The organism is Stenotrophomonas sp. PI_27, from assembly GCF_027854495.1.
Taxonomy (GTDB): domain Bacteria; phylum Pseudomonadota; class Gammaproteobacteria; order Xanthomonadales; family Xanthomonadaceae; genus Stenotrophomonas; species Stenotrophomonas pavanii.
Genome location: NZ_JAJNOF010000001.1, coordinates 242,938 through 257,489, shown reverse-complemented (window position 1 = coordinate 257,489; position 14,552 = coordinate 242,938). Strand labels below are relative to the sequence as shown.

At 70.1% G+C, this 14,552-nt stretch carries 11 protein-coding genes; 3 read left to right on the top strand and 8 right to left on the bottom strand.

All coding sequences use genetic code 11. From position 1 onward, the window contains the following. Positions 1 to 9: 9 nt before the first annotated feature. The 6 genes from LRM18_RS01195 to LRM18_RS01170 all read right to left on the bottom strand — a co-directional run bounded on the left by LRM18_RS01195 (position 10) and on the right by LRM18_RS01170 (position 7,610). Positions 10 to 972: a TraB/GumN family protein gene (locus LRM18_RS01195; protein WP_064238909.1), complete on the bottom strand. Its 963-nt coding sequence runs from the start codon at positions 970 to 972 to the stop codon at positions 10 to 12. Positions 973 to 974: 2 nt separating this feature from the next. Beyond that, positions 975 to 1,904, bottom strand: a complete 930-nt coding sequence (locus LRM18_RS01190) for a DUF1684 domain-containing protein (RefSeq protein WP_057493595.1) — start codon at positions 1,902 to 1,904, stop codon at positions 975 to 977. Between the two features lie 11 nt (positions 1,905 to 1,915). After that, on the bottom strand, positions 1,916 to 3,829 hold the full coding sequence (gene mutL / locus LRM18_RS01185) for a DNA mismatch repair endonuclease MutL (protein ID WP_049466756.1): 1,914 nt from the start codon (positions 3,827 to 3,829) through the stop codon (positions 1,916 to 1,918). 151 nt (positions 3,830 to 3,980) lie between these two features. Beyond that, positions 3,981 to 5,564 (bottom strand): N-acetylmuramoyl-L-alanine amidase, encoded by a 1,584-nt coding sequence (locus LRM18_RS01180; RefSeq protein WP_270949595.1) that lies wholly within the window; start codon positions 5,562 to 5,564, stop codon positions 3,981 to 3,983. An 82-nt stretch (positions 5,565 to 5,646) separates the two neighbouring features. After that, a complete protein-coding gene (tsaE, locus tag LRM18_RS01175; protein WP_053460923.1) occupies positions 5,647 to 6,129 on the bottom strand; it encodes a tRNA (adenosine(37)-N6)-threonylcarbamoyltransferase complex ATPase subunit type 1 TsaE in 483 nt (160 codons plus the stop codon). After that, positions 6,126 to 7,610: an NAD(P)H-hydrate dehydratase gene (locus LRM18_RS01170; protein WP_270949591.1), complete on the bottom strand. Its 1,485-nt coding sequence runs from the start codon at positions 7,608 to 7,610 to the stop codon at positions 6,126 to 6,128. The genes tsaE and LRM18_RS01170 overlap by 4 nt, the downstream gene beginning before the upstream one ends. A 23-nt stretch (positions 7,611 to 7,633) precedes the next feature. Here LRM18_RS01170 and queG point away from each other — a divergent pair, with 23 nt between their 5' ends. Further along, on the top strand, positions 7,634 to 8,710 hold the full coding sequence (gene queG / locus LRM18_RS01165; RefSeq protein WP_270949589.1) for a tRNA epoxyqueuosine(34) reductase QueG: 1,077 nt from the start codon (positions 7,634 to 7,636) through the stop codon (positions 8,708 to 8,710). Between the two features lie 44 nt (positions 8,711 to 8,754). Then, positions 8,755 to 10,086, top strand: coding sequence for an exodeoxyribonuclease VII large subunit (gene xseA, locus LRM18_RS01160; protein WP_057493599.1), 1,332 nt, complete (start codon positions 8,755 to 8,757; stop codon positions 10,084 to 10,086). 302 nt (positions 10,087 to 10,388) lie between these two features. Here the strand turns inward: xseA and LRM18_RS01155 are convergent, their stop codons facing one another. Both LRM18_RS01155 and LRM18_RS01150 read right to left on the bottom strand, forming a co-directional pair. Further along, positions 10,389 to 11,285, bottom strand: coding sequence for a M48 family metallopeptidase (locus tag LRM18_RS01155; protein ID WP_049466747.1), 897 nt, complete (start codon positions 11,283 to 11,285; stop codon positions 10,389 to 10,391). 88 nt (positions 11,286 to 11,373) lie between these two features. Then, positions 11,374 to 13,266 carry a formylglycine-generating enzyme family protein gene (locus LRM18_RS01150; RefSeq protein WP_164081867.1) on the bottom strand — a complete coding sequence of 631 codons (1,893 nt, stop codon included), beginning with the start codon at positions 13,264 to 13,266 and terminating at the stop codon, positions 11,374 to 11,376. Positions 13,267 to 13,350: 84 nt separating this feature from the next. Between LRM18_RS01150 and rnd the strand changes: the two genes are divergently transcribed. Next, complete coding sequence (rnd, locus tag LRM18_RS01145) at positions 13,351 to 14,430, top strand: ribonuclease D (RefSeq protein ID WP_270949582.1); 1,080 nt, start codon at positions 13,351 to 13,353, stop codon at positions 14,428 to 14,430. The last annotated feature ends 122 nt before the right edge of the window (positions 14,431 to 14,552 follow it).

Genomic DNA, 14,552 nt, shown 5'->3' with positions numbered 1-14,552 from the left:
AACGATGCGTCAGCGTTTCGCCCTGCATGCGGTACACACCCGCTCGACCTTGTAGCCCTTCGCCTTCAGCTTCTCGACCACGCCATCACTGCCCAGCAGGTGCAGCGTGCCGACCACCACCAGCGTACCGCCCTGCCCGGCCTGCAGGTACGGCTGCAGCTTGGGTATCCAGGCATCATTGCGCCCGGTGTTGATGCGCTGGTACAGCTGCGGATACTGCTGGCGCATTTCGGCGGCCATCTTGGTCCACAGCAGGCGCTCGTCGCCGCGGCGCCATGCATCATGCAGCAGCCGCGCCTGCTCATCGGCCTTGCCGGCCTGGTCCAGCGCTTCGGCCAGCATCTGCCGCTGCTCCTGCACGGTCATCCCGTCGAGCATGCCGATCTGGGTATCGATGTCCTCCAGGCCCGCCGTCTTGCGGCCCGTCTTCTGCGCACGCTCCATGAAGTGGCGGTCCAGGCCCAGCGCCGGGTCCAGGCCCAGCTTCTGCATCTGCCCGACCGAAATGCTCAGGCCGACGAACCAGGGCTTCATGCCCTGCATCTGCGCCAGCGGCAACTGGTTCTGGGCAGCGAAGGCCTGCAGCTTCTGCCAGGTCGCCGCATCCAGATCACGCTTGAGCTCGCTGCCATCGGTGCGGGTCGCGGCCTGCACCATGCGGCTGGCCAGCTGTGGCGACTGCATGTCTTCCGGCGACAGCTCGAACACCACCCGCTGCGAGGCCTCGAAGGCCTGTTCGACATCGGGCGACAGCGGGTAGTCCTGCGGTTTCAGCAGGTGGAACGACCCCAGCAGGTACACGCGGGCATCGCCCGGGCCGGTGACTTTCCACAACAGCGGCACGGGCGGCTTGGCCGCCGTTGCGGTCGCGGCCGCCGCGGGGGCGGCCTGGGCATCGCGGGCGGCGGCCAGGGGGGCGACCGCGCAGGCCGCCAGCAGCAGCGCGGCACGGAACAGGTGGTTGATCGGCATCGTCAGCCTTCTCCTTCAGGCAGGTGGTAGGCCTTTTCGCCGGCTTCCACGCGCAGGTCCAGCCGGTTCTCCGGCGGTGCCAGCGGACAGGTGGCGTAGGCGGTGAACGCGCACGGCGGGTTGTAGGCATGGTTGAAATCGATGCGCAGCGTGCCGTCGGCGGCAGGTGCATCGGTATCCAGGTAGCGGCCGGCCGGATAGCTGCCGTGGCCGCTGGTGCGGTCGGCGAAGATCAGGAACAGCGGCTGCCCGGGCGCACCGATGGCTTCCAGGCGCCAGCTGCGACCGTCGCGCTCGAACTCGACCGCGCCAGCGTTGGGCATCTCGGTGGTCAAGCCGGTGATGTCGACGATGGGGATCGTCTTGCCCGGCGGATGCGCGATGAAGCGCGCCTGCACCTGCCAGTCCGCCCCGCCCGGCCAATACTGCAGGCCGGCAAAATCACGGCGCGCCGCCGCATCGGCGTGCTTGACCCGCAGCGCATCACGCGGCCCGCGACGGATGATGCTGAGCTGGCCCTTGCCGCCATCGAACGCCAGCAGTGTCGGCTGCGCGTCCTTGTCGGTGTCGACGCGGATGCGGCCGCGCACCGGCTGGCCCTCATGGCTGACGTCGACGCCGGTCTCTGGGGTGAACCACCACTGCGTGCCCTCGCGGCGCAGCAGGCCCAGCTTGTCCGGTCCGACCGCCAGGCGGATGCCATTGGTCGCGCCGCTGCCGACGAAGTGCGACGTGTTCTGCAGCCAGTGCAGGCCCACCAGCGCCGTCCAGCCATCGGGCCGGGTCAGGTCCTGGTAGCGCGCCACGCGCCATTGCTGCTGCGCGGCCGCGTAGGCCGGATCTTCAGTGACCGCTGGCGCCGCCGGCGGCGCCGGGCTGCAGGCGGCCAACATCCAGGCGGCCAGCAGGCCCGCCATTCCCCGATAACGCATCGATGCTCCCCTCAACGTCCGCGCAGGAACCAGCGGTCGATCTCCGCCAGCGAAAAACGGGCCCAGGTGGGCCGGCCGTGGTTGCACTGGCCGGACCGCTCGGTGATCTCCATGTCGCGCAGCAGCGCGTTCATTTCCGGCACGGTCAGGCGCCGGTTGGCGCGCACCGCGCCATGGCAGGCCATGGTCGACAGCAGTTCGTCGCGGGCACTGGCCACGCGGCGGCTCTGCCCATGCTCTCGCAGGTCCGTCAGCACGTCGCGCAGCAGCCCTTCCGGTTCGGCATGCGCCAGCAGCGCCGGAATGCTGCGCACATGCAGCGAGCCGGGGCCGGCACGGGTCACCTCGAAGCCGAGCGCCGCCAGGGTTTCGGCTTCGCTTTCGGCGGTATCCGCCTCGCGCTCGCCCACCGCCAGGGTGATCGGCACCAGCAGCGGCTGCGACTGCAGGCCGATGCCATCGTGCGCGTTCTTCAGGCGCTCGTAGCCGATGCGTTCGTGGGCCGCATGCATGTCGACCACGATCAGGCCTTCGGCGTTCTCGGCCAGGATGTAGATGCCGTGCAGCTGCGCGATCGCATAGCCCAGCGGCGGCACGCCCGCATCGGCGCTGGTCACCGGCAACCCGTTCTCGCTCGGCATCGGCGGCAGTGCCACTGCACGTTCGGCGCCTGCCGGCGTGGCATACAGCGCCGCATAGGCAGCCGGCGCGTCGGCCACCTGCAGGCCCAGCGGCTGCTGCGGTCGCCATCCGGAAAAGCCACCACCGCCTCCACCGGAGCCAGCCCCGGGTGCCGGGCCGCGCACCAGCCCGAAAGCGGAGGCGCCCGATGCGGAGGCGCCCGATGCGGTGGGCACGGCCGTGGCATCCACCGGCTGCGCAGCACCGGCACCGATCTCCTGCGCCGACATGCCCGCGCGGGTATCGGCCAGTGCATCCTTCAACGTGCGATAGACGAAGTCATGGACCAGCCGCGAATCGCGGAAGCGCACCTCGTGCTTGGCCGGATGCACGTTGACATCGACGCGGGTCGGGTCCAGCTCGAGGAACAGCACATAGGCCGGCTGGCGGCCGTGGTACAGCACGTCGCCGTAGGCCATCTTCACCGCGTGGGCCACGCTGCGGTCACGCACCGAACGGCCGTTGACATACAGGTACTGCTGGTCGGCGCTGGCGCGCGAATAGTGCGGCTGCGCGATCCAGCCGTGCAGGCGCAGGCCGGCGCCGCTGTGGTCCACGCGCACCGCCTGGTTGGCGAAATCCTCGCCCAGCGTTTCGGCAAGGCGCGCGTCGGAATACAGATCGCCCGGCTTGTAGCGGCGCGAGGCCTTGCCGTTGTGCGACACGCGCAGTTCGACATCCGGCCGCGCCAGCGCCAGCGACCGCAGCCATTCTTCGATATGGCCCAGTTCGGTGCGCTCGGCGCGCAGGAACTTGCGCCGCGCCGGCACGTTGTAGAACAGTTCGCGCACTTCGACGGTGGTGCCCGGCGCATGCGCGCGGGGCGTCACCTCGCCGATCTTGCCGCCTTCGATCTGCAGCGCCGAGCCGTGCTCGTCGTGCGCGCGGCGCGAGCACAGGGTGAAGCGGCTGACCGACGCGATCGACGGCAGCGCTTCACCCCGGAAGCCGAGCGTGGCCACCGATTCGAGATCGTCCAGGTCGGCGATCTTGCTGGTGGCATGCCGCGACACCGCCAGCGGCAGTTGTTCCGGCGCGATGCCGCTGCCGTTGTCACGGATGCGGATCAGGCGCACGCCGCCCTCTTCAAGATCGATATCAACGCGGCTGGCGCCCGCGTCGATCGCGTTCTCGACCAGCTCCTTGACCACCGACGCGGGCCGTTCGACCACTTCGCCAGCGGCGATCTGGTTGATCAGGATGTCCGGCAACGGCCGGATCGGACGCGGGCCGGGCGCACTCATGGGTGGTGGTGGGCAGCAGACTTCATGGGTCGATGATAGCGGAGGCTGCGCACGTAGAGTCGACTGCTCTTCGCCAGGCACCGCCCCCGCGCTGCACGCGTAGTCGAGTGACAGTCGACGCTACAGAAAGCAGTAACCCGCCGTCGGCGGGTTATTTGCTGCCGCCGGCCATGGTGCCGGCCGCGTCGATCTCGGCCTGGGCGCGGGCGGCGTACAGCGTACCCGGCGGCGGCTGGCGGCTGAAGAAGGTGTGCACGCCATCCAACACGGCGCCCGCGACCTTGCGCTGGTAGGCCGGGTCCATCAGGCGGCGCTCTTCATCCGGATTGGAGATGAACGCGGTTTCCACCAGCATCGCCGGCATGTCCGACGTGCGCAGCACGGCGAAGTTGGCGCGCTCGATGTTCGGCTTGTGGTTGTTGCCGATCCGCTTCAGGCCACCCAGCACATGACCGGCCGCGTCTTCCGACGCCTTCATGTAGCCGCTCTGCGCCAGATCCAGCAGCACGTTGGCCAGGGTGCCCTCGGTCTGCTGCAGCCGCACGCCGCCGACCAGGTCGGCCGCGTTTTCCTTGTCGGCCAGCCAGCGGGCGCGCTGCGAAGACGCACCCTTGGTCGACAGCACGTAGACCGACGAGCCGGTGGCGGATCGGTTCTCGGCCGCATCGGCGTGGATCGAGATGAAGATGTCGGCCTTGTTGGCGCGCGCCTTCTGCGCACGCATCGGCAGCGGGATGAACACGTCGCTGTCGCGCGTGAGGTAAGCCTTCAGGCCCGGCGTGGCGTTGACCTGCCGGGCCAGTTCGCGCGCCACCGCCAGGGTGACGTCTTTCTCACGCTTGCCGGTCGGGCCGATCGCGCCCGGGTCCTGGCCACCGTGACCGGGATCGATCGCCACCACCAGGTGGCGCATGCCCGGCTGCATGCGGATGCGCGAGGCATCGCTGGGCATGGCCGGACGCGGCGGCTCGACCGGCGTCGGCGCCGGTGCCGGTGCCGTGGACGGCGGCGTGGTTACCACCGCAGCGGTGCGCTGGCCGGCGAGGATCGCGGCCGGGGACGACGAAGGGCTGCTGCTGGCCGTGACCCCGGCCGCAGCGACCTGGGCCGGCGCGGTGGACGGTGCCGGCGTCGGCGTGGCCGGTGCGGCGGCCGTGGCGCTGGCCTGCTGCTGGACCTGCGCGGTCAGCAGGGCGGTGGCACGTGCGGCATCGGTACGCGACGAAGCGTTGGCAACCGGGCTGGACGCGGCCGGAGCGGATGCGGGCGCAGCCCCCGCAGCAGGCGCCTGCGAGTGCACGGCCGGCGTTGCCGCCGGGCGGCTGGCGGCCACGGCCGGGCCATCACCCGGCCATTCGATCACCAGCTTGGATTCGTTGCCCTCGCGCTGCATCTGCGGGCGGAACGGCGCCACCGATTCGGCGAGGTCGAAGACGACACGGAACGTTCCCGGAACCGGCTGCCCGGTACGCACCGCCGTGACCACGCCTTGCGCGGCCGGCATCTTCAGGTTGCGAATCGCGCTGGAGTCGGGGAAATCGACCACCAGTCGGTTCGGGCTGGCCAGCGACAGGGTCTTGTAGCCGCCACTGCCCACCAGCGAGATCTCCGCGCGGGTGCCGGTGGCGCCGGTATTCAGCAGCACCTGGCGGACTTCGCCCGCCCACGCACTGACGCTCGCCAGACCCAGTCCGACGGCGGCACAGATGGCGATGAGACGGTTCCCCGGGCGCATGGCTCAGGATTCAATCACCGCGCTGAACGGAATGCAACACCTTTTTCCTTAATAATCCGTAACCTGCCGATGTTTGTTCTCGTCAGCCGACAGAAATGGCCTGCAAGTCACCACCGCTGGGCAGCCGCGTGAGCCATTCACGACCCACGTCGCTGGCCCCAGTGAGACGGACGCGACGCCCCGTTCCTTCGATCTCCAGCGCCACCACCAGGTCGGTTGGCGGCAGCGCACCGGCGCCCCGCTCGGGCCATTCGACCAGCCACAGCACCGCGCTGCCTTCGTCCAGGCCGAGGAAATCCAGCTCACCGGCCTGGCCGATGCGGTACAGGTCCAGGTGCCAGGCCTCGCCACCGGTGGCTAGCGGATAGCGCTCAACCAGGGTGTAGGTGGGGCTGCGGATGGCGCCCTGCACGCCCAGCGCGCGCAGCAGCGCGCGGGCCGTGGTGGACTTGCCGGCCCCCAGGTCGCCGCGCAGTTCGACCAGCGCCTGCGGCGGGCGGGTCGCCGCCAGCCACTGCCCGAGCAGTTCGGTGGCATCGCTGTCGGCAAGGAAGAAATCGGTCATGGCGAGAGTTCCGGGTTGGCCAGTCGCCGCAGCGGCGCCAGCAGGTCAGTAGGAAGCAGGCCACGCGCACCGTCAGCGGCAGCCCTGTCGCCGGCCAGTGCGTGCAGCAAGGCACCCGCAGCAGCCGCGTCGAACGCTGCCAGGCCCTGCGCGCGCAGGCTGGCGATGATGCCGGTGAGCAGGTCGCCCATGCCACCGACGGCCATGCCGGGGTTGCCGGCGGCAATCAACCGTGGCCTCTGGCCAGGCGCCGCCACGATGCTGCCGGCCCCCTTCAGCACGACCACCGCGTGGAAGCGCTCGGCGAGCGCCTGCGCTGCGGTATAGCGGTCGGACTGGACATCGGCGGTGCTGCAACCGAGCAGCCGCGCGGCCTCCCCCGGGTGCGGCGTGAGAATGGCAGCGGGCAAGGCGCGCGGGTCCTGTGCCAGCAGGTTCAGGGCGTCGGCATCGAGCACCAGGGGGCGGGGGCTGGCCAGCACGCGCGCAAACAGGGCGCGTGCCCATTCGTCCTGGCCCAGCCCGGGTCCGATCGCCACCACCTTCGCCTTGTCCAGCAAGGCCGGCAGTGCATCGCCGTCTTCCAGCGCATGGGTCATCGCTTCGGGCAGCCGCGCCAGCAGCGGCCCCACGTGGTCGCGGCGGGTCCCCAGGCTCAACAGCCCAGCACCTGCGCGCAACGCGGCTTCGGCCGCCATCGCGATGGCGCCGCCGCTGCCATGGTTGCCGCCCACGCACAGCACGTGCCCGGATTCACCCTTGTGGGTATTGGCACGGCGCGGCGGCAACAGGGCCGGCAGGCGCGCCTGCGTCCAGTGCTCTGCAGCGGGTGCCACGCCCTGCCAGGCGGCGGCAGGCACCTGCAACGGCGCCAGGTGCTTCTGCCCGCAATGATCCAGCGTGTCACCGGTGTACAGCCCGCGATGCGCCACGATGAACTGCAGGGTCAGCGCCGCACGTACCGCCACGCCCGGCACCGCCCCCCGGTCGCCGTCGACGCCGCTGGGGACATCCAGCGCCAGCACCGGCGCCGCCTGCGTAGTGAGCGCGACAATCAGCGCCTGCGCCGAACCCTCTGGCGCGCGATCGAAGCCCAGCCCGAACAGGGCATCGACCCAGATATCGGCCTGCGGCAGCGCACCGTCGAAATCGATGACCGAGCCGCCTGCGGCGCTGAAGTCCGAGGCTGCACGCTGTGCCAGCGCAGTCGATGGCGGCCTGCCCGGTAGGGCGACCACCCTCACCTCGCGCCCGGCCTGCAGCGCGTGGCGGGCCAGCACAAGGCCGTCGCCGCCATTGTTGCCCGCACCGACCACCACGCCGATCCGCTGCGCCTGCGGCCAGTGCTGCAACAGGCACTGCCAGGCGGCCTGGCCGGCCTGTGACATCAGGTCCCAGCCGCCTTCGGCGGCCAGCGCCGAGGCCTGCGCATCGAGCGCACGCGCGGCAGCGGAATCGAACAGATCGGCAAGGTTGGCCATGCAGGGATTTTATACTGGTGCACATGTCCCCCGCCCCCGCCACCGCCCCCGTCGATCCGGCCCAGGCCGTGCAGCGCATCCGCGCACTGGCCCGCGCGCATGGTTTCCAGCGCTGCGGCATCGCCGGCATCGAGCTGGGCGAGGATGAAGCGCACCTGGCCGACTGGCTGGGCCAGGGCCTGTACGGCACGATGGACTGGATGGCGCGCCACGGCACCCTGCGCGCACGCCCCGCCGAACTGTTGCCCGGCACCGTGCGGGTGATCTCGGTGGGCATGGACTACAGCCACAAGGACGACACCGAGGCCTGGGCGACGCTGGCCGACCCGGGCCGCGCCTACGTGGCGCGTTACGCCCTTGGCCGCGACTACCACAAGCTGATGCGCAACCGCCTGCAGAAGCTGGCGACGCAGATCAACGACGAAGTGGCGCCACTGGGCTACCGCGTGTTCGTCGATTCGGCCCCCGTGCTGGAGCGCGCACTGGCCCGCAACGCCGGTCTCGGCTGGATCGGCAAACACACCTGCCTGATCGACCGCCATGGCGGTTCCTGGTTCTTCATCGGCGAGATCTACATCGACATCCCGTTGCCGATCGACACGCCGGCCACCGCGCACTGCGGCACCTGCACGCGCTGCATCGATGTCTGCCCCACCCAGGCCATCACCGGCCCGCAGCGGCTGGACGCGCGGCGCTGCATTTCCTACCTGACCATCGAACACGACGGCGCCATTCCCGAAGACATGCGACCGTTGATCGGCAACCGCATCTACGGCTGCGACGACTGCCAGCTGGTGTGCCCCTGGAACAAGTTCGCCAAGCGCACCGACGAAGCCGATTTCCGCGCGCGCAACAACCTCGATAGCGCGCGGCTGGACCAGCTGTTCGCCTGGGACGAAGGCGAGTTCCTGCGCCGCACCGAAGGCAGCCCGATCCGGCGCAGCGGCCATGAGCGCTGGCTGCGCAACATCGCCGTGGCGCTGGGCAATGCACCGTCCTCGGCCGAAGCGCTGGCCGCATTGCACACCCGCGCCGATGATCCCTCGCCGCTGGTGCGCGAACACGTGCAATGGGCGCTGGACCAGCACACGGTGCGCTGACGTGCGATCCTGAAGCCCCGGTCCACCTGCAACACGCCGTTCCCATGCAGCCACGCAACAACGACATCTTCACCCCCAGCCAGCTCAACACCCTAGCGCGCGACCTGCTGGAAGGCAGCTTCCCGGCGATCTGGGTCGAGGCCGAACTGGGCAGCGTGGCGCGTCCTGCCTCCGGGCATCTGTATTTCACCCTGAAGGACGCGCGCGCGCAGCTGCGCGCGGCAATGTTCCGGATGAAGGCGCAGTACCTGAAGTTCGTGCCGCGCGAAGGCATGCGCGTGCTGGTGCGCGGCAAGGTGACCCTGTACGACGCGCGTGGCGAGTACCAGATGGTGCTGGACCACATGGAGGAAGCCGGCGAAGGCGCGCTGCGCCGCGCGTTCGAAGAGCTGAAGGCACGGCTGGAAGCCGAAGGCCTGTTCGACCCGGCACGCAAGCGCCCGCTGCCGGCGCACGTGCAGCGCCTGGCCGTGATCACCTCGCCCACCGGCGCCGCCGTGCGCGACGTGCTGAGCGTGCTCGGCCGCCGCTTCCCGCTGTTGGAGGTCGACCTGCTGCCGACCCTGGTGCAGGGCAGCAGCGCCGCGGCGCAGATCACCCGGCTGTTGCAGGCTGCCGACGCCAGTGGCCGCTATGACGTGATCCTGTTGACCCGCGGCGGCGGTTCGCTGGAAGACCTGTGGGCGTTCAATGACGAAGCCCTGGCCCGTGCGATCGCCGCCAGCCGCACGCCGGTGGTATCGGCGGTGGGCCACGAAACCGACTTCAGCCTCAGCGACTTCGCCGCCGACCTGCGCGCACCGACGCCATCGGTGGCGGCCGAGCTGCTGGTCCCGGACCAGCGCGAACTGGCGCTGCGCCTGCGCCGCACGGCCGCGCGCATGGTGCAGCTGCAACGGCATGCGATGCAGCAGGCCATGCAGCGCGCCGATCGCGCCCTGCTGCGCCTGAATGCCCAGAGCCCGCAGGCGCGGCTGGATCTGCTGCGCCGCCGCCAGCTGGATCTGGGCCGGCGCCTGCATGCCGCGTTCAACCAGCAGCAGGAGCGCCGTGCCGCGCGCCTGCGTCACGCGTCTGCGGTACTGCGTGGGCATCATCCGCAGCGCCAGCTGGACGCGATGCAGCGTCGCCTGGCCGCCCTGCGTGGGCGGCCCCAGGCAGCCCTGCAGCGGCGGCTGGAACGTGACGCGCTGCGCCTGCGCGGGCTGGCCCGCTCGCTGGAAGCGGTCAGCCCGCTGGCCACCGTGGCCCGCGGCTACAGCATCCTGACCCGCAGCGACGATGGCACGCTGGTACGCCAGGTCGATCAGGTGCGGCCCGGTGACGCGCTGCAGGCCCGCGTCGGCGACGGCGTGATCGACGTGCAGGTCAAGTAGAGGGGGGTTCGGCAGGGCTGCGCCCTGCACCCGCGGTGGTGCCGGCCGCTGGCCGGCAGCTTCAACAGCCAAAGCGGCTCTGGATTGCTGATGGCTTGGCGGGACGGCCGGTAGATCCACGCCTGGCGTGGATGAAATCTGTCAGATCGCGAATCAATTCGGGGTCAGAGCCGTTTTCCCAGGGAAAACGGCTCTGACCCCAGGAGCATTTCCGACAGACCGCAGCACACTGTCGAAACCCGCCTCTGCTGTTGCTGTTGCCGGCCAGCGGCCGGCACTACCTAGCGCGGGGACAACACACCCTACTTTGCCTGCTCGCAGAACTTCTGCCGGTACTCGAGCGCCTTCGGCATCAGCGCCTGCAGGTTCTGGATGCGGGTGCCCGGATTGGGATGGGTGGAGGCGAACTCCGGCGGCGACTGGCCGCCACTGGCCTGGCCCATGCGCTGCCACAGCGGCACCGCCTCGCGGGGATCGAAGCACGCCGCTGCGGCCAGCATCAGCCCCACTTCGTCGGCCTGGGTCTCGTGGCTGCGCGCATAGGGCAGCAGGTAGCCGTAGCCCATCGCCGACATCATCATCTGTTGCTGCTGCGCATCCATGCCGCTGGCGGCGCCGGCCACCTGGCCGATCTGGGTCAGCTTCTGCTGCGCCATGCGCTGCGCACCGTGACGCAGCAGCGCGTGGGCGATCTCGTGGCCCATCACCACCGCCATCGCGTCGCGCGTGCGCGCCACCGGCACCAGCCCGGTATAGACCGCCATCTTGCCGCCGGGCAGGCAGAACGCATTGGCCTGTTCGGATGGAATAACGTTGACCTCCCACTGGAAGTCACGTGCGAAATGCGCCGGCTCGACGCCGTGCTCCTGCGCCAGTGCGGTCTCCACCACATCGACCTTGGCGATCAGGCGCTGGGCGATGTCGCGCACATCGCGCGCGATCGGCGCGTTGGGGTCCATCGGCGGCTCCTCCGAGAGGATCTGCTGGTACGCCTGCAAGCCCAGCGCAGTCTCCTGGCGGGCGTCCAGGCTGCTGTCGATCATCACCTTCTCGCCGGTGTAGGGATCGACCGTGCGGTTGGAGAACCAGTAGAACACCGCATAGCCGGCCGCCAGCAGCAGCACCCACCAGCGGATATTGCCGAACAGGCCGCGACGCTGCGGGCCTTGCGGCGAGCGGGAAAAGGGATCATTGCGCATCAGGGGTCGTCCAGCAGGCCCCGCCGGCCGGCGGGCACGGCGCAATCTTAGTGCGCGGGCGCCAGCAGCGGGTGAAGCCCGGTGCCGCTCAGATGCCCCGCACCAGGCGGAAACCGATGCGCGCGCTGGTGGTGTCCGAATCCTGGGACTGCCGCCACGCCGCACGGGTCTGCTCGGGCGCGTTGGCCCAGTTGCCGCCCCGGATCACCCGCGACCGGCAGCCCGGATTGAACCAGGCGACACCATCGGACGGCGCACGCCGGTAGCTGGCATGCCAGCAGTCGGCCACCCACTCGCTGAGATTGCCGGCCATGTCATGCAAGCCGAAGGCATTGGCCTGGAAACTGGCCACCGGCGCGGGCCCCCACCAGCCATCGCCATAGCCGACGAAGGCGTTGTGCCAGTGCCGCCCCGAAGGCGAGACATCCTTGCTGCCGGTGAAGTTGCCAGCGCCGGGCGGCGGCGTGCCGGCGTCGCCCCATGGATAGCGGCCACTGCTGCCGGCGCGCAGCGCATACTCGAATTCGGCCTCGCTGGGCAGGCGGTAGCTGCGGCCGGTCTGCTCGGACAGCCACGCCGCGTAGTTTTCGGCATCACGTACGCTCACATGCATCACAGGCGAGTTTCCCAATGCGCGGCCACCGTCATAGTCCGAACGCCAGTCCACCCCGCTCCGACGGATGAAGTTGCCGCTGCGTTCGTCATAGACCACCGAATGGCCGCGCCGGGTCGCGCGCGGGCGCGCATTGGACGCCTTCACGTAGCGCTCGAAATCACTGACCGTGATCTCGGTGATCGCCATCGCAAAGCCACGATCGAAGCGCACGTAATGCGAGGGCCGCTCGGCATCGCTCGCGCCCGGCTCGGTATCGCCCGCGCCCATCTGGAAGCCACCGTGCGGCACCACCACCATCTGCGGCCCACGCCCGCCATCGCGCATGGCGTCGCTGAACACCTGCCCGGGGCGGAAGCTGCCGTAATGGGTGGCCAGGTCGATGCGTTCGCGCAGCTGGGCCACCACCGCATCACCCGGCAGGGCGATGCGCAGGGCCTCGGCCAGCTTCTCGCGCGCCGGCTTCAGGCCCTGCGGCGTCGCCAGGTCGCGCAGGCCATCGTCGCGCAGCTGCAGCAGCGCCGCCGCGCGGATCTGTTCGATGCGCTCGAACGCGTCGGCGATGGTCGGTGACGAATCGCGGACCTTGCTGGCCTCGGCCAACCACGTCCCCGCGCTGGCGAAATCGCGCACGCGCGCCGCCTCCTCGGCACGGCGGATCAGGCCACTCTCGGCCGCCGCCAGGCCCTGCCGTGCCCGGCTGTTGTGTTCATCCAGCGCCAACGCCTCGCGGAAGTTGCCGATCGCACCGTCACCGTCCTCGCCGATGCGCCCCGAACGCAGGTCCTCCTCGCCGGCGCGGTTGTAGGCGACCACGCGCTGGGCGCGCTCAACCCGGGCCTGCAGCGCACGCACCTGCTCGTCCTTCGGCGCCAGGGTCAGCAGCACCAGCGCCTGGCGGCTGGCCTCGGCCAGCGCTTCACGCTGCTTCAGCGGCCGCACCAGCAACGCATCGGCCTGCTTCTGCAGCCGCTGGCGGGCACGTTGCAGGCCCAGCCGGGCCTGGCGGTCGTCCGGATCTTCCTGCTGGACCGCCAGCCACAACGGAATGGCGGCATCGGCGTCCTCGTAAAGGTGGTCCTTGGCAAACGCCTGTTCGGCCGCACGCCGCAGCTGGGAAAGACTGCGGCCCTGCCGGTCCACCCGGGGAGGCGTCCACTGCTGCACATCCTCGGCGGCATCCTCACCGGCAATGGTGACGCTGCCCTGCCCGTTCCCCGGGGTCGCGTCCGCCTGCGAAGCTTCCTGCTGCCGCGCGTCTTTGCCAGCCACCGGCCCCGGCTCCGGGGTCGCCGAGGGCGATGGCGTGCAGCCGGCCAGGACCACGGCCAGGGCGGTGCACAGCACGGACGACAGCGGAAAACGCAAGCAGGGTCTCCTTCGGCACGGATGCGCACCGACGTTAGGCTATTCTCCCCTGCCTGAGCAAACCCGAGTAGTAGGCCCTGACCCGTGGCAACCTGGATCACCACCCCCGCCGAGCTGGATGCGTATTTCCAGCAGCGCCCGGCCCGCATCGGCCTGGATACCGAATTCATCCGTGAACGCACCTTCTGGCCGCAGTTGGCACTGGTGCAGATGGCGGTCGGGCAGGACATCCTGCTGATCGACCCGCTGATTCCCGGCATGACCGAGGCGCTGGCGCCCTGGCTGGCCGATGAATCGATCATCAAGGTGATGCACAGCGCCAGCGAAGACCTGGTCGCCTTCAAGTGGGCGTGCGGCGTGTTGCCGCGACCGTTGTTCGACACCCAGATCGGTGCCGCGCTGGCCGGCATCGGGGGCGGCATGGGCTACCAGAAGCTGGTGGCGGAAATCACCGGCGTGGCGTTGGCCAAGGGCGAAACCCGCTCGGACTGGATGCGCCGTCCGCTCTCGGAATCGCAGTTGCAGTACGCCGCCGACGATGTCGAGCACCTGTTCGCGCTGCACGACGCCATCGACGCCAAGCTGCAGGCGCTGGGCCGCCAGCAGTGGCTGTACGACGACGGCGAGCGCCTGCTGGCCAGCGTCGCCAACGACGAGGACCGCTGGCCACACCTGGCGATGCGCTCAGCGCAGTTCCTCGATGCCGCTGCGCAGCGCCGCCTGCTGCGCCTGCTGCGCTGGCGTGACGTGCAGGCACGCAGCAGCGACCGACCGCGTAGCTGGATCCTGGACAACGAACTGGCCGCCACGCTGGCACGCACGCCACCGGCCGATGCCGCTGCGCTGGCCGCGCTGTTCGAACAGTTCCCGAAAGCGCCGCGCAAGCTGGCGGGCGCCGTGTGGCAGGCGCTGGACACGCCGCTGGCCGATGAGGCCGAGGCTCCGCTGGCGCTGCCGGCCAACGACAGCAACAAGCAGGCATTGAAGAAGCTGCAGGACGCCGTTGCCGAGCGCAGCCGCGAGCTGGGCCTGCCGGATGGCGTGCTGGCCTCGCGCAAGCATCTGGAAAGCTACCTGGAGCGCCGCCAATGGCCGGCCGCGTTGGCCGGCTGGCGCCAGCAGGAGCTGGAAGCGCAGCTGCATGCGCTGCTGCCGGCACGCTGAAGCAGCGGGCGCGGCGCCGGATTGCATTCCCGCCGCCGTCGAACGCAACAAAATGGGCGGCCCGGATCACCGGGCCGCCCTGCGCACTCCAGCAGTGCGAGGGTGGGACCGCCCACCCTCGC